The organism is Streptomyces sp. NPDC043867 (genome assembly GCF_056435845.1).
Map to the genome: position 1 here is coordinate 300,178 of NZ_JBWKDS010000002.1, position 21,151 is coordinate 321,328.

18 protein-coding genes are annotated in these 21,151 nt (G+C 71.6%); 7 read left to right on the forward strand and 11 right to left on the reverse strand.

What is annotated here, in order from left to right:
* Positions 1–183: 183 nt before the first annotated feature.
* Together AC069T_RS03205 and AC069T_RS03210 are read right to left on the reverse strand one after the other, a co-directional pair.
* Positions 184–2,010, reverse strand: a complete 1,827-nt coding sequence (locus AC069T_RS03205; protein ID WP_478781062.1) for a peptide-N4-asparagine amidase — start codon at positions 2,008–2,010, stop codon at positions 184–186.
* A gap of 109 nt (positions 2,011–2,119) precedes the next feature.
* Positions 2,120–2,872, reverse strand: a complete 753-nt coding sequence (locus tag AC069T_RS03210; RefSeq protein WP_478781128.1) for a hypothetical protein — start codon at positions 2,870–2,872, stop codon at positions 2,120–2,122.
* Between the two features lie 310 nt (positions 2,873–3,182).
* On the opposite strand from AC069T_RS03210, the gene AC069T_RS03215 reads away from it, so the two are divergent.
* From AC069T_RS03215 to AC069T_RS03230, 4 genes are all read left to right on the forward strand, one after another.
* On the forward strand, positions 3,183–5,069 hold the full coding sequence (locus tag AC069T_RS03215; protein WP_478781063.1) for an ABC transporter transmembrane domain-containing protein: 1,887 nt from the start codon (positions 3,183–3,185) through the stop codon (positions 5,067–5,069).
* Positions 5,066–6,847: an ABC transporter ATP-binding protein gene (locus AC069T_RS03220; protein ID WP_478781064.1), complete on the forward strand. Its 1,782-nt coding sequence runs from the start codon at positions 5,066–5,068 to the stop codon at positions 6,845–6,847. Before AC069T_RS03215 ends, AC069T_RS03220 begins: the two co-directional genes overlap by 4 nt.
* 330 nt (positions 6,848–7,177) lie before the next feature.
* On the forward strand, positions 7,178–7,648 hold the full coding sequence (locus AC069T_RS03225; protein ID WP_358851188.1) for a DUF5709 domain-containing protein: 471 nt from the start codon (positions 7,178–7,180) through the stop codon (positions 7,646–7,648).
* A gap of 42 nt (positions 7,649–7,690) precedes the next feature.
* Entirely contained in the window at positions 7,691–7,960 is a 270-nt protein-coding gene (locus AC069T_RS03230; protein WP_358851187.1) for a type B 50S ribosomal protein L31, read from the forward strand.
* A 110-nt stretch (positions 7,961–8,070) separates the two neighbouring features.
* Here the strand turns inward: AC069T_RS03230 and AC069T_RS03235 are convergent, their stop codons facing one another.
* Positions 8,071–8,865, reverse strand: coding sequence for a metal-dependent hydrolase (locus AC069T_RS03235; protein ID WP_478781065.1), 795 nt, complete (start codon positions 8,863–8,865; stop codon positions 8,071–8,073).
* Positions 8,866–9,010: 145 nt separating this feature from the next.
* On the opposite strand from AC069T_RS03235, the gene AC069T_RS03240 reads away from it, so the two are divergent.
* Positions 9,011–11,524: a DEAD/DEAH box helicase gene (locus AC069T_RS03240; RefSeq protein WP_476750868.1), complete on the forward strand. Its 2,514-nt coding sequence runs from the start codon at positions 9,011–9,013 to the stop codon at positions 11,522–11,524.
* Between the two features lie 19 nt (positions 11,525–11,543).
* Positions 11,544–12,410 (forward strand): acyl-CoA thioesterase, encoded by an 867-nt coding sequence (locus tag AC069T_RS03245; protein ID WP_478781066.1) that lies wholly within the window; start codon positions 11,544–11,546, stop codon positions 12,408–12,410.
* A 98-nt stretch (positions 12,411–12,508) separates the two neighbouring features.
* On the opposite strand, the gene AC069T_RS03250 is transcribed toward AC069T_RS03245, so the two are convergent.
* The 7 genes from AC069T_RS03250 to AC069T_RS03280 all read right to left on the reverse strand — a co-directional run bounded on the left by AC069T_RS03250 (position 12,509) and on the right by AC069T_RS03280 (position 19,393).
* Positions 12,509–13,456, reverse strand: coding sequence for a DUF6397 family protein (locus AC069T_RS03250; RefSeq protein ID WP_478781067.1), 948 nt, complete (start codon positions 13,454–13,456; stop codon positions 12,509–12,511).
* A gap of 123 nt (positions 13,457–13,579) precedes the next feature.
* A complete protein-coding gene (locus tag AC069T_RS03255; RefSeq protein ID WP_478781068.1) occupies positions 13,580–13,993 on the reverse strand; it encodes a roadblock/LC7 domain-containing protein in 414 nt (137 codons plus the stop codon).
* Between the two features lie 172 nt (positions 13,994–14,165).
* The gene (locus tag AC069T_RS03260; RefSeq protein WP_478781069.1) at positions 14,166–14,771 is read right to left on the reverse strand and encodes a GTP-binding protein; all 606 of its coding nucleotides are present in this window, start codon (positions 14,769–14,771) and stop codon (positions 14,166–14,168) included.
* A 213-nt stretch (positions 14,772–14,984) separates the two neighbouring features.
* Entirely contained in the window at positions 14,985–15,395 is a 411-nt protein-coding gene (locus AC069T_RS03265) for a DUF742 domain-containing protein (RefSeq protein ID WP_478781070.1), read from the reverse strand.
* A gap of 18 nt (positions 15,396–15,413) precedes the next feature.
* Positions 15,414–15,848 carry a roadblock/LC7 domain-containing protein gene (locus AC069T_RS03270; protein ID WP_478781071.1) on the reverse strand — a complete coding sequence of 145 codons (435 nt, stop codon included), beginning with the start codon at positions 15,846–15,848 and terminating at the stop codon, positions 15,414–15,416.
* Complete coding sequence (locus tag AC069T_RS03275) at positions 15,845–18,379, reverse strand: sensor histidine kinase (RefSeq protein ID WP_478781072.1); 2,535 nt, start codon at positions 18,377–18,379, stop codon at positions 15,845–15,847. The genes AC069T_RS03270 and AC069T_RS03275 overlap by 4 nt, the downstream gene beginning before the upstream one ends.
* Positions 18,380–18,619: 240 nt before the next feature.
* Positions 18,620–19,393: an MHYT domain-containing protein gene (locus tag AC069T_RS03280; RefSeq protein WP_478781073.1), complete on the reverse strand. Its 774-nt coding sequence runs from the start codon at positions 19,391–19,393 to the stop codon at positions 18,620–18,622.
* Between the two features lie 151 nt (positions 19,394–19,544).
* On the opposite strand from AC069T_RS03280, the gene AC069T_RS03285 reads away from it, so the two are divergent.
* Positions 19,545–20,144: a class I SAM-dependent methyltransferase gene (locus AC069T_RS03285; protein ID WP_478781074.1), complete on the forward strand. Its 600-nt coding sequence runs from the start codon at positions 19,545–19,547 to the stop codon at positions 20,142–20,144.
* Between the two features lie 70 nt (positions 20,145–20,214).
* Here the strand turns inward: AC069T_RS03285 and AC069T_RS03290 are convergent, their stop codons facing one another.
* Positions 20,215–21,120, reverse strand: a complete 906-nt coding sequence (locus tag AC069T_RS03290) for an oxygenase MpaB family protein (RefSeq protein ID WP_478781075.1) — start codon at positions 21,118–21,120, stop codon at positions 20,215–20,217.
* Positions 21,121–21,151 lie beyond the last annotated feature (31 nt).

The following is a 21,151-nucleotide window of genomic DNA, read 5'->3' on the forward strand; positions in this document are numbered from 1 at the left end:
CGGGCCCGTCCCGATGCGTGCGACCGGCGCCCGGGACGACGGGCCTCTCGGTTGTTCCGGGCCCGTCCCGATGCGTGCGACCGGCGCCCGGGACGACGGGCCTCTCGGTTGTTCCGGGTCCGTCCCGGTGCGATCGACTGACACGCAGGACGGACCCTCGGCCGCTCGGTCACCGGTGCTCGGTCAGCAGCGGTTCCGGTCCTCGGTGAGCGTCCCCTGCACGGTGACCACGCTGCGGTCGTGACACCCGTCCGAGCCGTACAGGCGGTAGCGCTCGCGCGTGGTGGCGACCGCGTGCCGCTGGTCGCGCGGGACGTTCGCCGTGTACGTCGCGTCGCCCGTGTAGGTGTCGTCCAGTCGGGACCAGGCGGTTCGACGGCCCCCGCGCGACTCGTCGACCGACGCCCGGTCCCCGAGGGTCAGCACGGTCCGCAGCCGGCCGCCGTCGCCGAGCGTCGTCGTACCGTCCATCGTGTACGTGCGGTGCGTGCGCGTCACGGCGGCCGGCCCGCGCCCGTCGACGGTGACCTGCTCGTCGTCCGTCCAGGTGGACTCGAGGCCGTCCGCGTTCTCGCCGTCGGTCCAGCGGTGCACGGACGTGTTGGCCAGGGTGCGGCCCACGGTGGTGATGACGCGCCCGTGCGAGGTGTCGACGTATCCGGAGACCGTCAGCCGGTGGCCGCCCTCGGTGTCCAGCCGGTGCCGGGAACCCGGCGTGTACGTCACGGAGTCGGCGACCTCGCCCGCCCTGACCTCGGTGAGCGCGCCGGAGACGTGCGCCCGCTTGGCGTCCTGCCACACCAGCACATTGACCGGGGTGCTCCAGCCGCTCCCGCCCTCGGGGACCCCGACCACGTCGACGTCGACCCGGTGCGGTCGCCCGTCGTTGAGAAGTCCGGCGAACGGAGTCAGGTCGTACTCGATCGGCCTGATGTCGAAGGCACGCGGGCCCGGGACCACGTACCAGAGGAAGGGGTTGGACCAGCCGCCGGTCCACACGGTCGGGAACGGTGCCGCGATGCCGGCGAGCCGGCCGTCCACCTTGATCTGCACCTCACGGTAGGGGCCACCGGCGGCCTTGCAGGAATAGGGCGCGGCGTCCGGGACCGTCAGGTACCAGTACTCCTCGCAGCCGCCGCCGGACCCGGTCGCGTACACCTCGGCGACGATCCGCTCGCTGTTGCGGGGCGTGGTGACTTCGCCGTCCCGCAGGGTGAGCACGCGGTCGGGGGGCGGGGCGGAGCCGGCCGCGGACCTGACGAGGGCGGCGGGCTCGGCGGCCCCACCGGGCCCGTCCGGCGTGCCCGGCCCGGGCTTCCCGGCCGCGTAGAAGGTCAGTGCGACCTTGACGTCGATGACTCCCGTGTAGGTGTCGTCGACCACGTTGCCGATGAGCATCTCGACGTCACGGCTTCGCCGGAAGGTGTCTCGGTAGCGCGTCACGTCCTTCTCGACGGACCACGCGATGCCGTCGGGCGAGGGCTCCGGGGTGGACGTGCGGAAGACCTCGACCCCGCCGATGTGCAGGTACCCGAGGCGGTCGAACTGCCGTCCCTTGACGGTGCCGTCGAGCCTCAGCACCACCTTGCTCCAGCGGGCGCCGCAGCCACTCGGCGGGGTGTACGTGCCGTGGTACGGCGTGAAGTCACGGAACCTCGCCTCGGCGACGGTGACCCGGCAGGCCCGCGTTGCGGGCTTCACGACGGGAGGGGCGGCCGTCAGCGGATCGTGCCAGTCGGTGCCGAACTCGGCGGGCGGGTCCGCCCCTTCGACGGTTTCGGCGGCTATGGCGCTTTCGGCGCCTATGGTGCTTTCGGCGGCTGCGGCACCGGTGGGCGGGACGGTCGCGGGAACCGCCGGAGCGGAACCCGCCCGGTGGGCCGAGGCGCTCGCCGCAGCCGGACCCGCTCCGGCGGCCGAGGTGATCGCCGCGGCCGGATGCGCTCCGAGGAGAGTGCTCGCCGCGAGGATCGCTCCCGCGAGCATGGACATGATGACCGGTCTTCTCATGTGCGGTGTTCTACGGGGGAGTTGCCCCGCCCGCAACGAGAACCCGCGACTTGGCTCCCGGACGCCCGTTCACCCGTGGGCGTCGGAACGCCCCGACCCGGCGCGGCCGTTATGCCTTCAGGTCCGCCTTGTCCCCCATCACCACCACGGGATGCCGATCCGGGTCGAGCGTGCGCAACAGGTAGTTCATGCCGGACTCGGAGAGGCTCACACAGGCCGACGTACCGCTGCCGTGGTCCATGTGGAGCCAGATGCTCCCGCCCTTGGACTGGCCCTCGGGCCGGGTCGGGTCGTTCGGCGAGGTGCCCTTGACACGGTTGTAGTCGATGGCGATGACGTAGTCGAAATCGTGCCAGTGCGACTTGGCCCAGTAGTGCGGCGCCTGGAAGGAAGCGGACCGCGTGTACGGAAGCCGGGCCCCCGGGTCCGCGAGGACACCGCCCGCGTCGCTGAGGGTGAACACGCCGACGGGGCTGCGCTTGTCGCCCTCGTGATGGTCGGTGGTCCAGCCCTTCTTTCCGTTGTGGCCCTTCCAGGCGCGGGTCCGGTCCCACGTGGCGCCGTGCTTCGTGTAGAGAACGACCGTCGAGTCGGCGGAGTCCTTGCCCTCGCCGTAGACCGCCACGACCTGGCGGGAGTTGGCGGGAATCCGCTTGTACAGCCGGTCGCCGACGTCCGGGATGCGCTTCAGATCGACGGTGCGCGCCTCGGCCCCGCCGGCCTTGCCCGCGGCCCCGCCGTCGCCCTTCGATCCGCTTCCCCCGTCCGAGCCACCACAGGCCGACAGGGACAACAGAAGAACACCGCAGGCCGCCGCAGCGACCCCTTTGCGCATCGAACCGCTCGTACCGCCTGTTTGCATGCGGTCCATGGTCGCACCACGCGTCGGCCCCCTGTCCCCGACCCCCTCGCTTCCCGGTCATAAGCGGGCAGTTCGGGCCGATTCTTTGCCCTGCGGTGAAAAACCGTTTGCCTCCGACCACGCTCCGACGCGAACCTTTCACGGTTTGCTGTCGGCTTTCACGACCGGGTCCCCGGCGGCCGTCCCGGCGGCCCGGTGCCCGTCCGCGCGGCCCGGCCCCCGGTCGGGGCCGGTGCCCACCCGGCCCGCGGGCCGGTCCGCCGTCGGCCCTCGCGGCCCTCCACCCCCTGACACGAGCCACTGGGACACCATGCAGATCCAAGACCTTCCCTACCCCGACCCGGGAGTGCCGGACGCACGCTCGGGACCCCGATTCCTGTGGTGGCTCGGCCGCAATCAGCTGGGCGGACAGCTCAAGGCCCTCGCCTGGGGTCTGCTGCACTTCGTCGCCGTCTCCGGGCTGCCCTTCTGCGTGGGCCTGGCCGTCCAGGCCGTCGTCGACCGGTCCGGCACCCGGCTCGCCCTCACCGGCGGGCTGATGGTGCTCTGCGGCGCGGCCATCGCGCTGGGCGAGACGATGCTGCACCGCACCGCCGTCACCAACTGGATCACCGCCGCCGCCCGCGTCCAGCAGCTGCTGGCCCGCAGGACGGCCCAACTGGGCTCGGCGCTGACCCAGCGTGTGGCGGCCGGAGAGGTGGTCGCCGTCTCCACGGGCGACGTCGAGAAGATCGGCTGGTTCGTCGAGGCCCTGTCCCGGTTCGTGGCGGCCGCGCTCACGGTCGTGCTGGTCTGCGTCGGTCTGGTCGTCTACCAACCCGCCCTCGGTGTCGTCGTCGCCGTCGGCGTGCCCGTCCTGGCACTCGCCGTGCTGCCTCTCCTGCCGCCCGCCACCCGCCGCGCCGACCAGCAGCGCGAGAAGGCGGGACGCGCCACCGAACTGGCCTCCGACACGGTCGCGGGCCTGCGCGTGCTGCGCGGCATCGGCGGCGAGGAACTCTTCCTCGACCGCTACCGGCGGGCCTCCCAGGAGGTCCGCCGGGCCGCCGTGCGCAGCGCCCGGATGTGGGCGCTGATCTCGGCGATCCAGGTGCTGCTGCCCGGCCTGCTGCTCGTCGCGGTCGTCTGGCACGGGGTGCGGCTGGCCCGCGACGGGCGGATCACGGTCGGCGAGCTCGTCACGGTGTACAGCGCGGTCATGCTCCTCACGTATCCGCTGAGGCACTTCGAGGAGATCGCCATGGCGTACTCCTTCTCGCGGCCCTCCGCCAAGCGAGCCGCTCATGTGCTGTCCCTGGAACGGGCCACGGACACCGCCGGCTCACGCGACGCCGTCGTGCCGGCCGGCGACCTGTACGACCCCGCGACCGGGCTGCTGGCGCCCTCCGGCCGGTTCACCGCCGTGGTGTGCGGCGACCCGGACGCGGCGGGCGTACTGGCGGAACGGCTCGGCGGCCATGCGACGGGCGAGGAGACCACCGTCTCCGTGCTGCTGGGCGGGGTGCCGCTGGACGAGCTGCCGCTCGACGCCGCCAGGACGGCCGTCCTGGTCCAGGACAAGGACCCGGTGCTCCTGTCGGGCTCGCTGCGCGAGCTGCTCGACGTGCCTTCGTCCGGTGCGGTGAGTGCAGCCGACGCCCTAGCCGCGGCGCAGTGCGGCGACGTCCTGGACGCGCTGACCCAGGGGTCACTGGACGCCGACGATCCGATGGACGCACGGATCACCGAGCGCGGCCGCTCCCTGTCGGGCGGCCAGCGCCAGCGGCTGGCCCTCGCCCGGTCCCTGATCACGGACCCGGAAGTGCTCGTCCTGGACGAGCCCACGTCCGCCGTCGACTCGCACACCGAGGCACGGATCGCCGACGGTGTCCGCTCCCTGCGGGCCGGCCGTACCACGGTCGTCCTCACCTCCTCGCCCCTGCTCCTGGACCGGGCGGACCGGGTCGTACTCGTCGACGGAGGCGGGGTCGCCGCGGTCGGCGTGCACCGCGACCTGGTGCACAGCGAGCCCCGGTACCGCGCCGTGGTGACACGGGAGACCGACGACGAGCCCGCTACCGGCACCGCCGGGCGGGACACGCACGCCCTGGACGACGCGCCCGGGGCACACGGGATCGACGCGCCCGGCGGCCGGTCCACAGGGCGCCGCGCTCGCGAAACGATCGACGCACTGGAAGAGATCGAGGAGACCGCATGATCGGCCTGGCGCCACCGGCGTACGACCCGGCGGCACCGACGACGGCGAACACGCTGCCCGTCGGAGCCCCCGAGACCGTCCGCGCCTACGTGACCGAGCTGTTCCGACGGCACCGCCGGCCCTTCCTGCTGCTCGTCACGGTCAACACGATCGCCGTCGTGGCCTCGATGGCCGGGCCCTATCTGCTCGGCTCGGTCGTCGAGGGGGTCTCGGACGACGCCCGTGAACTGCATATGGAACGCACCGCGGCACTGTTCGTCCTGGCCCTCGTCGTCCAGGCCTTCTTCGTCCGCCAGGTCCGGCTGCGGGGAGCCATGCTCGGTGAGCGGATGCTGGCCGACCTGCGCGAGGACTTCCTCGTACGGTCCGTGGGGCTGCCGCCCGGAGTCCTGGAGCGGGCGGGCACCGGCGACCTGCTGTCCCGGATCACCACGGACGTCGACCGGCTGGCGAACGCGATGCGCGAGGCCGTGCCGCAGCTGTCCATCGGTGTGGTGTGGGTGGCTCTGCTGCTCGGCGGACTTGCGGTGACCGCCCCGCCGCTCGCCCCCGCCGTACTGGTCGCCGTGCCGCTCCTGGTCATCGGCTGCCGCTGGTACTTCAGACGAGCGCCCGCCGCCTACCGCTCGGAGGCCGCCGGCTACGCCGCCGTCGCGGCCGTCCTCGCCGAGACCGTGGACGCCGGGCGCACCATCGAGGCCCATCGCCTCAGCGAGCGCCGCATCGACCTGTCGGACCGCCGGGTCAAGGAGTGGACGGCGTGGGAGCGCTACACCCTCTGGCTGCGCTCCGTGCTCTTCCCCGTCATCAACGTCACGCACGTCACGGTCCTCTGCTCGGTCCTGATGATCGGCGGTGTCTTCGTCCTCCAGGGGTGGATCGGCGTCGGCCAGCTGACGACGGGCGCGCTCATCGCCCAGATGCTCGTCGATCCGGTGGGTCTGATCCTGCGGTGGTACGACGAACTCCAGATCGCCCAGGTGTCGCTGGCCCGGCTGGTCGGCGTGCGGGACATCGAGCCGGACGAGGGCGATCCGGCGGTGGTCCCCGACGGACGCGACGTGCACGCGGACCGGGTCCACTTCGGCTACCGCGCCGGCGTCGACGTCCTGCGCAAGGTCTCGCTGGAGGTCGCCCCCGGCACTCGGCTCGCCCTGGTCGGTCCGTCCGGCGCGGGCAAGTCCACGCTCGGCCGGCTCCTCGCCGGCATCTACGCGCCCCGGGACGGCCGCATCACCCTGGGCGGTGCCGAACTGTCCCGCATGCCCGCCGAACAGGTGCGCTCCCACGTCGCCCTCGTCAACCAGGAGCACCACGTCTTTGTGGGTTCCCTGCGCGACAACCTGCTGCTCGCCCGGACGGCCGCCGACGACACCGAGCTGTTTGCGGCGCTCGGCGCGGTCGACGCCGACGGGTGGGCACGGGCGCTGGACGACGGTCTGGACACCGAGGTCGGCTCCGGCGGGTTCGCGCTCACCCCGGCGCAGGCCCAGCAGGTCGCGCTGGCCCGCCTGGTGCTCGCGGACCCGCACACCCTGGTCCTGGACGAGGCCACCTCGCTCCTGGACCCGCGCGCTGCGCGCCACCTGGAACGCTCCCTGGCCCGCGTTCTCGACGGCCGCACCGTCGTCGCCATCGCGCACCGGCTGCACACCGCCCACGACGCCGACGTCATCGCCGTGGTCGAGAACGGCCGCATCAGCGAGCTGGGCAGCCACGACGAGCTGGTCACCGCGGACGGCGCGTACGCGGCACTGTGGCGGTCGTGGCACGGGTGAGCGACGGCGGCCGGCACCGGAAGTCCGACGGGCGCCCGGACGTCCACCGGCGGCCGGTGCCGGTACTCCCGCGGGGGCGGGCCCGCCGAAGTACCGGTGGCCCCGCCCCCACCGGCTCCGGTCGCCCCGGCGCCCGGGGGCGGTGACGTCCGTCTGCCACCACGTCCCGTTGCGCGCTGTCGATGTTGGGTGGAAGGCTGGAAACCGGCACCGGCTCGTGGAGTGCCCCTGAACCGTCCGGTTCGCGAGGGGCGCGGCCTGCGCCACGCGGTCCCCGCTCCGCCGTGTGGTACGGCGGGACCGGATCCGCCCCACCACCTGGAGGTACCCGTGGACAGCGCCGACGGATGGGGAGACGACGTCTACCAGCCCGACGGCTCCGAGGTGCAGGACGACGCGGGGCTGCTCGACGCCGAGGACACCCTGGAGACCGACGGCGTCGACGACCCTCTGGACCGGGGCTGGTCTCCGCCCGAGCGGCCCTGGGCGGTGGAACACACCGGCGTGACCGCCGAGGAGCGCCGGCACGGCGAGACCCTCGACCAGCGCCTCGCGGAGGAGCTGCCCGACCTCGTGGTGGGTGACGGAGACGGCATCGGAGACTCCGACGACACCGACGGCGAACCTCTGGACAACGAGGTGGGCGCCGCCCGCTCCGGCCGTCTGGTGGCACCCGACGAGGGTGCGCACGAGGACGAGGAGAGCGGGCTGATCGCCACCGACGTGGGCATCGACGGGGCCGCGGCCTCGGCCGAGGAGGCCGCGATGCACGTGGTCGACGAAGACACTCTCCCGGGCTGAGACCGCCGCCCCTGCCTCACCCGCCCCACCCGAGGAGCTGCCATGCAGCAGGACAAGCACCCCGACTACCACCTGGTCGTGTTCCGCGACCGCTCGGCCGGCTACGCCTTCCTCACCCGGTCGACGGCTGACAGCAGCCAGACCATCGACTGGGACGACGGGAACACGTACCCGGTCGTCGACGTGGAGATCTCCTCGGAGAGCCACCCCTTCTACACCGGCAAGGCACGGACCGTGGACTCGGAGGGCCGTGTGGCCGCGTTCGAGCGGCGGTACGGGGGCGCCGCCTCCGCGCCCGGCGACGCCGGCTGACCCCGCCTGCGGCCGGACCGGCGTGACAGTCCGCATCGCCCACGGGTCCGGGCCGGGCGCGGATCCGGTGCGGCCGGTTCCGCCTCGGGGCCGGTGCGGGCGGCCGCGGCTCAGATGAAGTTCAGCGCCGCCGCGCAGCCCACCCCGCCCAGCAGCATGAACGCAGGCATCAGCACCTTCAGCTCGACCCAGCTGCCGGCCCGGAACCGCATGACCTTCGGCGGACCGATCGGGTACCACCGCTTCCGTCCGACGGGGATGGGCCACAGGATCGGGCAGCCCGACACCGTCAGCGCGTCCCCGATGTCGTGCACGAGGGCCCCCAGCAGGATCGGCAGCCCGAGCCACAGGTACTCCTGGCCCGGTTCGGTGAACAGCCAGTCCGCGCCGTTGCCCGGCTTGTCCAGGATCCCGGCCAGGATCCAGGCACTGGTCGCGGCCAGCAGCCAGACCAGCACGTCGCTGCTCGACCCGCGGGCAGCGCGCCAGAGCAGGCCCTCGATGGCCAGCACCAGATGGACGAACAGGATCGTCAGGACCGCCCAGCGTCCTCCGGCGACCGCGGCCGCCGAGCTGCCCGCACCTATCAGCACCGCCCAGAGCCAGGTGTGCGTCAGCGTGCGGTGTCCGCCGGAACGACGCGGGTCGCCCTGCTTGCGAGTCGACTTGTAGACGGCGTAGGAGAGCTTGTCGACGATCTCGCACAGGCCTCGCGAGAGAGGTCCGAAGGCCCGCGAGATGGTCGCCGCCTTGTGGTCCAGGTCGGGCGCGAGCGCGCCACCGGCACAGACCAGAGCACCGACCAGGAGGACCGGCCAGGGCATGGTGTGACCGGTCGCTGCCGCCGCCGCGCCGACGCCCAGCCAGGCCGCGGCCCCCGACAGTGAGTGTGCTGGTCCCATCATGGCCGTGCCCCGCCCTGTTTCCGCTGTGCCGTCGTCGACTTGCCCACGCGCGCTGACGCTTCGTCGGCGCCACAGCGTAACGTTCGCGATCTTCGTACGGGCATCCGATTCCCTCATCGCGTCCGATGCCAGGCAAGATGGGGGCGTGACCCTCATCGATCAGCTGCCGCAGACCGCCGACCCGGACGCCCTCTACGAAGCCTTCGAGTCGTGGGCCGGGGAACGCGGCCTCACGCTCTATCCCCACCAGGAGGAGGCGCTGATCGAGGTGGTCTCGGGGGCGAACGTGATCGTCTCGACGCCCACCGGTTCGGGCAAGAGCATGATCGCGGCGGCTGCGCACTTCGCGGCGCTCGCCCGCGACGAGGTCACCTTCTACACCGCTCCGATCAAGGCGCTCGTCTCGGAGAAGTTCTTCGAGCTGTGCAAGATCTTCGGCACCGAGAACGTCGGCATGCTCACCGGTGACGCGTCCGTGAACGCGGACGCGCCCGTCATCTGCTGCACCGCCGAGGTGCTGGCCTCCATCGCCCTGCGTGACGGCAAGCACGCCGACGTCGGCCAGGTCGTGATGGACGAGTTCCACTTCTACGCGGAGGGCGACCGCGGCTGGGCCTGGCAGATCCCCATCCTGGAACTGCCCCAGGCCCAGTTCATCCTGATGTCGGCGACGCTCGGTGACGTCTCGATGTTCGAGAAGGACCTCACCCGGCGCACCGGCCGGCCCACGGCGGTGGTCCGCTCGGCGACGCGTCCCGTGCCGCTGTCCTACGAGTACGTGCTCACTCCTCTGACGGAGACGCTCACGGAGCTGCTGGCGACGAAGCAGGCACCCGTCTACATCGTGCACTTCACCCAGGCGCAGGCCGTGGAGCGGGCGCAGGCGCTGATGAGCATCAACATGTGCACGCGGGAGGAGAAGGACCGGATCGCCGAGCTGATCGGCAACTTCCGCTTCACCACCAAGTTCGGCCGCAACCTCTCCCGTTACGTGCGGCACGGAATCGGCGTGCACCACGCCGGCATGCTGCCCAAGTACCGCCGACTGGTCGAGAAGCTCGCCCAGGCCGGTCTGCTGAAGGTCATCTGCGGTACGGACACGCTCGGGGTCGGCGTCAACGTCCCCATCCGTACCGTCCTGTTCACCGCCCTCGCCAAGTACGACGGCACTCGCGTGCGGACTCTGCGGGCCCGCGAGTTCCACCAGATCGCCGGACGGGCCGGACGGGCCGGATTCGACACGGCGGGTTTCGTGGTGGCGCAGGCACCCGAGCACGTCATCGAGAACGAGAAGGCTCTCTCGAAGGCGGGCGACGACCCGAAGAAGCGCCGCAAGGTCGTCCGCAAGAAGGCACCCGAGGGGTTCGTCGGGTGGACGGAGAACACCTTCGAGAAGCTCATCACCTCCGAGCCCGAGCCCCTCACCTCCCGCTTCCGGGTGACGCACACGATGCTGCTGTCGGTGATCGCCCGCCCCGGGAACGCCTTCGAGGCGATGCGGCATCTGCTGGAGGACAACCACGAACCCCGCAAGCAGCAGCTCCGGCACATCCGGCGGGCCATCGCCATCTACCGCTCGCTCCTCGACGGCGGCGTCGTGGAGAAACTTGACGAGCCGGACGCCCAGGGGCGCATCGTGCGGCTCACCGTCGATCTGCAGCAGGACTTCGCCCTCAACCAGCCCCTGTCGACCTTCGCCCTCGCCTCCTTCGAGCTGCTGGACCCGGAGTCCCCGTCGTACGCCCTCGACATGGTGTCCGTCGTCGAGTCCACGCTGGACGATCCGCGGCAGATCCTCGCGGCCCAGCAGAACAAGGCCCGTGGTGAGGCCGTGGCGGCGATGAAGTCGGACGGGGTCGAGTACGAGGAGCGCATGGAGCGGCTCCAGGACGTCTCGTACCCCAAGCCGCTGGAGGAGTTGCTCTTCCACGCGTACGACACCTACCGCAAGAGTCACCCGTGGGTCGGCGACCATCCGCTGTCGCCGAAGTCCGTCATCCGTGACATGTACGAACGGGCGATGTCCTTCACCGAGTTCGTCTCCTTCTACGAGCTCGCGCGCACCGAGGGCATCGTGCTGCGCTACCTCGCCAGTGCCTACAAGGCCCTCGACCACACCGTCCCGGACGACCTCAAGTCCGAGGACCTGGAGGACCTGATCGCCTGGCTCGGCGAGATGGTGCGCCAGGTGGACTCCAGCCTGCTGGACGAGTGGGAGCAGCTCGCCAATCCTGAGGTGATGACGGCCGAGGAGGCGCAGGAGAGGGCTGACCAGGTCAAACCGGTCACCTCGAACGCGCGCGCCTTCCGCGTTCTCGTCCGCAACGCCATGTTCCGCCGGGTCGAGCTGGCCGCCCTCGACCAGGTCAGGGAACTCGGCGAGATGGACGCGGACTCCGGGTGGGACGCCGACGCCTGGGGCGAGGCCATGGACAAGTACTGGGACGAGTACGAGGACCTCGGCACCGGACCCGACGCCCGCGGCCCCAAGCTGCTGCAGATCCAGGAGGAGCCGCAGCACGGCCTGTGGCGCGTCCGTCAGACCTTCGCCGATCCGAACGGCGACCATGACTGGGGTATCAGCGCCGAGGTGGACCTCGCGGCCTCCGACGCGGAGGGCCGGGCCATCGTCCGGGTCACCGACGTCGGTCAGCTCTGAACACAGGAGGATGCCACCCATGACGAACCCAGCCGAGAGCCTCGTCGATCTGCTCGACCTCGAACAGATCGAGGTCAACATCTTCCGTGGCCGCAGCCCGCAGGAGTCCCTGCAGCGCGTCTTCGGCGGACAGGTGGCGGGGCAGGCACTGGTCGCCGCCGGGCGCACCACGGAGGGCGACCGTCCGGTGCACTCGCTGCACGCGTACTTCCTGCGTCCGGGCCGGCCGGGCGTACCGATCGTGTACCAGGTCGAGCGGGTCCGCGACGGCCGGTCGTTCACCACCCGGCGGGTCACGGCCGTGCAGCAGGGCCGCACGATCTTCAATCTGACCGCCTCCTTTCACAAGCCTGAGGAAGGGAGCTTCGAGCACCAGCTGCCGCCGGCGCGCAAGGTGCCGGACCCCGAATCGCTGCCGACGGTGACGCAGGAGATCAGGGAGCATCTGGGGGAGCTGCCCGAGGCGTTGGAGCGCATGGCCCGGCGCCAGCCGTTCGACATCCGGTATGCGGACCGGCTGCGGTGGACCCCCGAGGAGATCAAGGACGCGGAGCCCCGCAGCGCGGTGTGGATGCGTGCGGTCGGCCCCCTGGGAGACGACCCGCTCGTGCACACGTGCGCGCTGACCTACGCGAGCGACATGACTCTCCTGGACGCGGTGCGTATCCCGGTGGAACCGCTGTGGGGCCCCCGCGGTTTCGACATGGCCTCCCTGGACCACGCCATGTGGTTCCACCGGCCCTTCCGCGCCGACGAGTGGTTCCTGTACGACCAGGAGTCGCCGATCGCGACGGGCGGACGCGGGCTGGCCCGCGGGCGCATCTACGACGTGGAGGGCCGCCTGCTCGTCTCCGTCGTGCAGGAGGGGCTCTTCCGGGCGCTGTAGGCGCTGTAGGCGCTGTAGAGGAGCATCCACCCCTCCCCGGAGAGGCACTGCCTTACGTCGGTGGCGTGCGCCGTCGGCCAGGGGGCCGGCGTGGCTCGTCACGGGTTTCTGCGCCGCAGCCACCCGAACAGACTGCGTGAGCGCGGCGCCTGCCCGCTCGGGCGAGGGTTTTCGATGACGGTCGGCGCGGTCGGCGCCGGGGTCACGGGCGGTGGGGTCGTCAAGGAGGGCCGTGGAGCGGAGCGGATTTCCCGGGCGTGGGCGACCGCTTGGGCCAGGTCGGCCCGGAGCCAGCTGATTTCGTCGGGATCCCCGGCCGTCATGATCCTCACGGCGACCTGGGCGGCAGGCGAGTCGGGCGCCGTCCGCGCGGCCTGTTCGGGGCGGAAGCGGTTCAGGTGGGCGCGCTCGTAGGGGTCCCGTACGACTTCCGCGACCTGGACCGGATGGAGCAGCGACGCCACGATCGCGGCCTGCGCCCAGGGGTCCTCGGTCCGGCGCAGCAGGAATCCCCTGTGCCTCCCCCGCCAGTTGCGGGGACGCAGGTCCAGTCCCTCGTCCAGCTGGTCACGCAGGCCCTCGGGGATGCGGCCGCTCAGCAGCGGGATGTTCTCCTCCTTGGCGGCGAACTGCCGCAGTTCGTCGGCCAGATAGAGCCAGACGACGGCTCGGTAGCGGTTCAGGTAGAACCGCACCGGGACCACGAGGCCCAGGCGGGCGAGTCGCGTGAACCTGGCGGTCGTCACCCCCATCAGGGCGGCGCCCTCCTTGGTGCCCACGGTCCTTACCCGCTCCCGCAGGGCATCGGCTGAGCCGTCCGTCGCGCGAACCCGGTCGATCTCCGCCCGGGCCACCCGGCGTGTTCCCCCTCCCCCGTCGTCCGGGACCGTACGGACGCAGCCGAGATGGACGGCGAGCTCGAACTCGCTGCGTTTGAGTCCCAGTTCGCGTGCGGCACGGCTCGGTGTCAACGACGGAAGCCGTGCTCCCGCGTCGGCAGGGGCGGCGGTGGACGTGACGGACTGTGTGATGGTGGTGCCGGACATGCGGTTCTCCCCCGTGCGGTGCTCGCGCCGACCTGCGCTCGCTTCGGGAAAAACCGTAGCCGGATCGCCGGATCGAGCGGGGAGCCTGTGGATAACTCCCCTCCAGCAAGGCAGACACGCAGGTCAGAGGTCCGAGGCCGAGTTGTGTTCCGGTTGCCGGGCGGCCACGCGCAGGTGCTCGCCGACGCGGTTCACCAGCAGCGTCATCTCGTAGGCGACCTGGCCGATGTCGGCCTCGGCGCCACTGAGCACGCACAGACAGCTGCCGTCGCCGGCTGCGGTGACGAAGAGCACCGCGTCGTCGAACTCGATCATCGTCTGACGTACCCGGCCCGCGCCGAAGTGACGCCCCGACCCCTTGGCCAGGCTGTGCAGGCCGGACGCGACGGCCGCGAGATGTTCGGCGTCCTCCCGGCGCAGCCCCGTGCTCGCGCTTGTCACGAGTCCGTCGTTCGACAGGACCAGTGCGTGCCGGACGTGGTCGACGCGCTCGGTCAGATCGTCCAGCAGCCAGCCGAGTCCCCTGTTCTGCGCCATGGTCCGTACTCCCCGTGTCGTCTCTCCTCCCGGCGGAGGATTCGACAAGCCAGCCTTCCCCACAGCCGCCGCGTGGGCAAGCAGGAAGGGCGGCCGGCCACCGAAGATGACCGGCTACCGCTTCGTGGCCGACCGATACACCGGCCGGCCCGGCCCTGCCTGCCCGTCCACCTCATCCGACCGAGTCGAGCAGCCGGGCGGTGTGCACCCGGCCGGCGTACTCGACGAGCCGGATCAGCACCTCCTTCCCGGAGTCGCGGTCCCGTGCGTCGCACAGCACCACCGGAGTGCCCTGGTCGAGGTCCAGCGCACGGCACACGTCCTGGGCGCCGTAGGAGCGCGCTCCCGTGAAGCAGTTGACTGCCACCACGAACGGGATGTGCCGGTGCTCGAAGTAGTCCACGGCGGGGAAACAGTCCTCCAGCCGCCGGGTGTCCGCGAGGACGACGGCGCCGAGGGCGCCCTGCGACAGCTCGTCCCAGAGGAACCAGAAGCGGTCCTGGCCGGGCGTGCCGAAGAGGTAGAGCGAGAGGCCAGACCGGATGGTGATGCGCCCGAAGTCCATGGCGACCGTCGTCGTGACCTTGTGGTCGACGCCGTCGGTGTCGTCTACCGACCGGCCTGCCTCGCTCAGCAGTTCCTCGGTGCGCAGCGGCCTGATCTCGCTGACCGCGCCCACCAGAGTGGTCTTGCCCACGCCGAACCCGCCGGCGACCAGAATCTTCAACGCCAGGGCGTCCGTGTCGCCTTCGGTGGCGTCGGAGTGCTCGGAGACCATCGATCACTTCTCTCGGGAGTGCCGGCAACGGTCGACGTGAGTACTTCGGTGCGGAGTCAGCATTCGGTGCGGAGTCAGCATCATGACAATCGCGCGTCCCGTTCGAGGCGTTGGACCGCAAGGGGTCGGATCCGACCGACTCGGGTCCGTTCGGTGTCCGGATGGATGCGCAAGCGGGTGCTCGACCGGTCGGCAGGGTTTCTGGTTCATGGACTACAGCGCCCGCAGTCCCTCGATGACCTCGCGCAGAATGCGCTCGTCCGGCAGTTGTGCGGGTGGAACCGGGCGGCTGACGGTGACGCAGCCCAGTTCCAGCAGGTCCCCCAGGAGTACCCTCACCACGCCCACCGGCAGGTCGGCTCCCGCGGACAGTTCGGCGACGGACTGCGTCTCGGGGCGGCACAGTTGGATGAGGGTCCGGTGTTCCGGACCGAGCGCGGTGTCGTCGGCATGGCGCGCGCCTGCCTCGAGCGTGACGAGTGCGATCAGGTCGAAGCGCACTCCGGCGGGGCCGGACCGGGTCCGGCCGCCCGTCATCGCGTACGGGCGGACGAGGGGTCCCGCCTCTCCGTCGTACCACTGGCTGCCCGGCTGGAGCGGGGTGCCTGGCATGTCCTCGGTCATCTGTGCGAGCCGCCTCGGTCATTCGCCGACGGGCGGTCGTGCGGCGACGCGGGGTGCCGTGCGGAGATGCTCCCCGACGCGTTTGACCAACCGCGCCATCTCGTACGCCACCAGCCCGATGTCCGCCATGGCGGCGGTGAGGAGGGCGAGGCAGGACCCGTCGCCCGCGGCGGCCACGAACAGGAAGCCGTCGTCCATCTCGACCATGGTCTGGCGCACGCCGCCGGCCCCGAAGTGGCGGCCCGTGCCCTTGGCCAGGCTGTGGAATCCGGAGGCGACGGCGGCCAGATGTTCCGCGTCCTCGCGCCCGAGGTCGGCGGACGAACCCACCGCGAGTCCGTCGTTCGACAGCACCACGGCGTGTCGCACTTCTCCGACGCGGAGGACCAGGTCGTCAAGCAGCCAGTCGAGTTCGCCCGTGCGCCGGGCTCTCATGGCCGGATCCTGAATCATGCGGAGTCTCCTTCGCTGCTGTCGCTGCCCGCCGGGTCGGCGGGGCGGCTGCCGAGGCCGGGCGGTCTGCCGCCGCCGCGAGCCCAGCCGTCGCGGTAGGCGGCCATACGGTCCCGGACCTGTTCGGGTGTGCGTGCGTCGTCGCCCGTCCGGGCCGGCGCGCGCACCGGCTCCTCCTGGCGCTGTTGGCGCAGTTGCGGGGCGAGATTCGCCTGCCGTACGCGCCGTGGAAGGTCGTCGGAGGTGTCGGACCCGTCCGGGGGCCGGTGCAGGCGCAAGGTGGGGACTCCGTGCGGCGGGTTGTCGGGTGATGCGTTCGCCGCACCTCCGGCGGCGGCCCGCACCGGGGCCACGAGAGCGGGGATCTCCGTCGTCGCGTGGACGGAGTCCTCCTCGGGGGCGGCCGGCACACGCGTGTGCGCGTGCCCCGCCACCCGTTCGCGGTCGGCGGCCTCGGGGGAACGTTCCGCCGCGCCGCCTTGCACGAGAGCTGTGGGCAACAGGACGACCGCGGTGGTACCGCCGTAGGGCGACGTGCGCAGATGCACCTTGATGCCGTGCCGTGCCGCGAGTCTGCTGACCACGAAGAGACCGAGTCGGTCGCTGTCGAAGAGGTCGAGGGCCTCCGACTGCTCGATACGGCGATTGGCCTCGGCGAGGGTCTCCTTGCCCATGCCGAGGCCGCGGTCCTCCACCTCCACCGCATAACCGTTGCCGACCGGTTCGCCGGTGATCCGCACCCGGGTGTGGGGCGGTGAGAACTGCGCCGCGTTCTCCACGAGCTCGGCCAGGAGGTGGGTGAGGTCCGCGACCGCGGCACCGGCAATCGACGTCTCGGCCAACCGGCGCACCTCCACGCGCGCGTAGTCCTCCACTTCCGACACGGCGGCGCGGACCACGTTGGTCAGCGAGACCGGCATCCGCCAGGCCCGGCCCGGTGCGGCGCCGGAGAGGATGATCAGGCTCTCCGCGTGCCGCCGCATGCGTGTGGTGAGGTGATCGAGCCGGAACAGGTCGCTCAGTTCACCGGGGTCGTCCGATCTGCGCTCCATGCTGTCCAGCAGGTTCAGTTGACGGTGGACGAGGACCTGACTGCGACGGGCGAGATTGACGAAGATGCCGGAGATGCCGCTGGCGAGCTCGGCGCGTTCGACGGCGGCGCGCAGAGCGGCGCGGTGCACGATGCCCAGTGCCTCGGCGACCTGTCCGGTCTCGTCCTCGGACGGCGGCCCGGGCGGTGCCTCCGCGCGGACATCGATCTCTTCACCGGCGCGCAGTCTGCCCATGGCCTGCGGCAGTTTGCGGCGGGCGATTTCGAGAGCGTCGTTGCGCAGGCCGACGAGTTCGACGACCAGACCACGCCCGATGCGTACGGAGATGACGAGCGAGGCGGCGACGGCGGCGAGGCCGAGCAGAACCGCCGCACCGGCCGGGGTGAGCAGACCGCGCCGGAACGGGTCCGCGCGGTCCGCGACCCCACGTCCGGCGGCCGACTCGATCGACCGCATGGCGTCCTGCACGCGCGCGTGTGCCGCGTTCCAGGTGGTTTCGGGCGCGGCGTCGATCCCCTTGGCTCCGGGCCGGGTGAGCAGCACCTTGTCCTCGACGGCGCGTACCTCGGCGTACGAGCTGCCGTCCGCGAGATCGTGCCAGGCCGCGCGTTCGGCCCCGCTGAGGTCGACGACGGCGGATTCGGTGAGCGCCCGGCGGATCTCCAGGGCGCCGGTGAACAGCCGCAGCCGTTCACCCGTCAGCGCGCCCGCCATCCGGGCACTCGACAGCACGGCGTCCTCCTGGGCCAGTGCCTCTCCCGCCCGGGAGAATTCGAGCAGCACGCGCGCGTCGGATCCGAGGCCCGCGTCCTGTACGCCGGTGAGAGCGCCGCCGACGGCGAAGGCGGTCGAGATGGTCTTCGTGTACCGCCCGTAGGTCTCGTCCCAGCCGGTACGGCGCTCCAGCAGCGCGCCACGGAGCGACCGCAGGTCCTCGGCTCCGGCGACGAACGCCTCGAGCCGTCCGGCCACTCCGGCAGGCAGGTCCGCCCCGTCGGCGACGGTGCTGCGGTCACCGAGTCGCAGCCTGGCCACGGCGCGGTCGGTGCGTGCCGCCAGCTCTTTGAATGCCCCGGGCTGTTCTGCTGACGGGTCGGTCGCGTAGCGGACGGCGGCGGCCCGCTCGGCCTGCAGCGCGGCGACGGCTGCATCGACGGGGGCCCGGACCGTCGCGTCCACACGCTGCAACTGCCGCAGGCGGGCGACGTCCTGGGCCGTGGTCACGGTGACGTAGGCCCACAGTGCGAGCAGGGACATGACGGGCACCATGAGCAGGCACACGATCTTCGCCCGTACGGTGCGGGGGCGCACGTGCCAGCGGCCCGCGCGCGTGGGTGGCGTCGACGGAGTGCCTGCGGGGACTTCGTCGGGGTCGGAGCGTTCGTCGGCCGGCGGGCCCGCGTGTGCGCGGCGACCGCGTACCGGCGGTTGTGGCGGCGGCTCCGCGCCGGCCCTTGGGGTCCTGCGGGGTGTACGCATGGCCTCCTCGCTCGCAGTGGTTCGGGGCTCGGTGTCCGGGGCGTTCCGGCTCCTGAACCGCCCCTAGGTCGTGTCCGCAAAGTCTCGTCGTCCGCCCGGAGGGCGGGTTCCGCGGCGTCTGGTGCGTGCTCTCGGCGTGCCGGGCGGAGACCCTCGTACTGGACGTACTTGGGGCTTCGCCCGGTGCGGCGAGAGTGCGTGCCAGGCGTCGCGGAACAGGCGGGACTTTGCGGACACGGCCTAGAGGGTGACGTTCTCGACGGGTCGCTGGGCGGACGCGGACGCCTTCCGCTCGTCGGCCGTGGGCGAGAGGGCGACGAACGCCGAGGTCAGAAAGAGGTAGGACCCGAGGCCGACGGCGAGGGGGAAGATGAACTGCATCACCGTGGCCCCGGGCAGGACCTCGCCTGAGGGGGCGACACGCACAGCGACCGCGATCATCCCGGTGTAGTGCATGCTGCTCACCGCCCCTCCCATCACGAGGGAGGACGCGGCGACCGCCACGGGCGACTTGATGTTGAGGGCCGCCCACAGGGCCGCGGTCGCCGCGACCACGGCGATCACCACGGAGAGAGCGACGAGCACGGGGTCGTAGGTCACCCTGCCGTGCAGCCGCAGCGCCGCCATGCCCAGGTAGTGCATGCTCGCCACCCCGACTCCGGTGGTGAGGCCGCCGAGGACGAGCGCGCGGCCCCGGTCGCGGCCGTAGCCGACAGCGAAGACCCCCGCCCCCACGACGACCATGGCGACGACGAGGCTGAGGATCGTGAGCGGTACGTCGTAGCGGATCTCGGTTCCGCCGACGCCGAAGCCGAGCATGGCGACGAAGTGCATCGTCCAGATGCCGGTGCCGATGGCGGACGCGGCGGTGAGCAGCCAGTTACGGCGCGATCGTCCTGTGGCGCCCAGCGCACGGACGGTGCAGCGCAGCCCCAGGGCAGCGCCGATGCAGGCCATCACGTACGACAGCACGGGGGTCAGCCAGCCGAAGGTGGCGTGGTCCAGGTGTCCCATGGCTCGGGGACGCTAGTCCTGCCAGGGGCGCACGAAGGGGGCGCGTTTCGAAAGGTGTTGCAATATGACGCAGAGAGGTACCTGAACGATCGCCTGAGGCTCGAACGTGTGCGCTGTGCCCTCCTTCGTGTCGGTGAGAGACCATCGGAGCATGAGCGACGACCACACACACGTCCAGGAGTTCTTCACGGCACGGGCGGCGGACTGGGACGCCCGGTTCCCCGACGACGGGCCCGCCTACGCGGCCGCGGTGGCCGAACTCGGGCTGCGCGAAGGGGACCGCGTGCTCGACGCGGGCTGCGGCACCGGGCGGGCCCTGCCCCCGCTCCGGGCGGCCGTGGGGACCTCCGGCGTCGTCATCGGAGCCGATCTGACCTCCGCCATGCTCGAAGCCGCCGTACAGGCCGGACGGGACCGGGACGGGCAGCTGCTGCTCGCCGACGTCGCCGCTCTGCCGGTCCGGACCGAGTCCCTGGACGCCGTGTTCGGCGCCGGTCTGATCGCGCACCTCCCCCACCCCGGCCAAGACCTGCGGGAGCTGGCACGGGTGGTCCGGCCCGGCGGGGTCCTCGCACTGTTCCACCCCATCGGGAGGGCGGCACTCGCTGCGCGGCAGGGGCGCCGCATCACCCCGGACGACCTGCGCGCCGAAGGCAACCTCCGATCCCTGCTGGCGGGCTCCGGCTGGCGCATGACGTCCTACGTCGACGAGGACGCCCGCTTCCTCGCGCTTGCCGTACGCCTGGCCTGACACCCACTCCCGGCCCGGCCGTCCGGGCCGCGGTCCCGCCTTCCCGCAAGTGCCCACGGGCGACGTCTGCTCATTCGACGGAGGCGGCCTCCGACGTCCCGGCACGGCGGACGGGGCAGCCGCGCAGCCCGGGGGTCGGTCGCGTGCCGAGCTCCGCGACACGGTAGCCGTCCGGGTAGCTCTTGATCTCCCAGTTCTGCCGTGCGTAGTGGGGAGCACGGCGCGGGGGCAGCAGACGGACCAGACGTCCGCGCGCGCGGACCGCGCGACGAACCCACGCGCGCGTGGCATCGCCCGGCAGCTCGTACCGGAAGGCGCGCAGCAGCGAGTCGTCGAGCAGTGCGAGCGTCGAGGTGCGCAGGAGGGGCGCCAGGGGGCGCGGGTACCAGGACGCCATCAGGTCCAGCGTCGCGTCGGAGACCCTGCGGGCGCCTTCGTCCCAGCCGAAATGTGCCTGTTCGTAGGCGTCGAGGCAGGACTCGAACTCCTCGTAGGTCGCGGGGATGTCCTTGATGCCCATGTGCCGCCCCAGGGTGCGGTAGTGGACGGTGGAGGCGACGATCTCGTGGCGCGACATCCTGCGCCACCCGTAGGCGTCGATCCACCGTTTGGGCACCACCACGAACGTGCAGAGTACGTACCGCATGTCCTCGTTGCTGATGTCGTAGCTGCGGTGCATCTGATTGATGCGGCGCATCGCCGTACGCCCCTCTTCACCGTCGAAGCCGTGTTCGACGACGGCGTCCAGGAGCAAGGCGGTGTCGTCGTAGCGCTGCTGCGTGCGGTCCGTGAGCTCCGCGGTCTCGGCGAGCAGGCGCCCGATGCTGGGGACGGCGTACGTGCGGTAGAGAGCCAGCTCCAGTGCCCGCGTGAAGTCCCAGGGAAACTCGTAGACCGCGGTGAGGCGGTAGATCTCCAGCGAGTCCTTGTACGGATCCATCCGCCGGATCTGCTCCAGCCGTTCGAAGCGCTTCACGCGGCCTCCCCCTTCTGTCGCCGGGACGCCA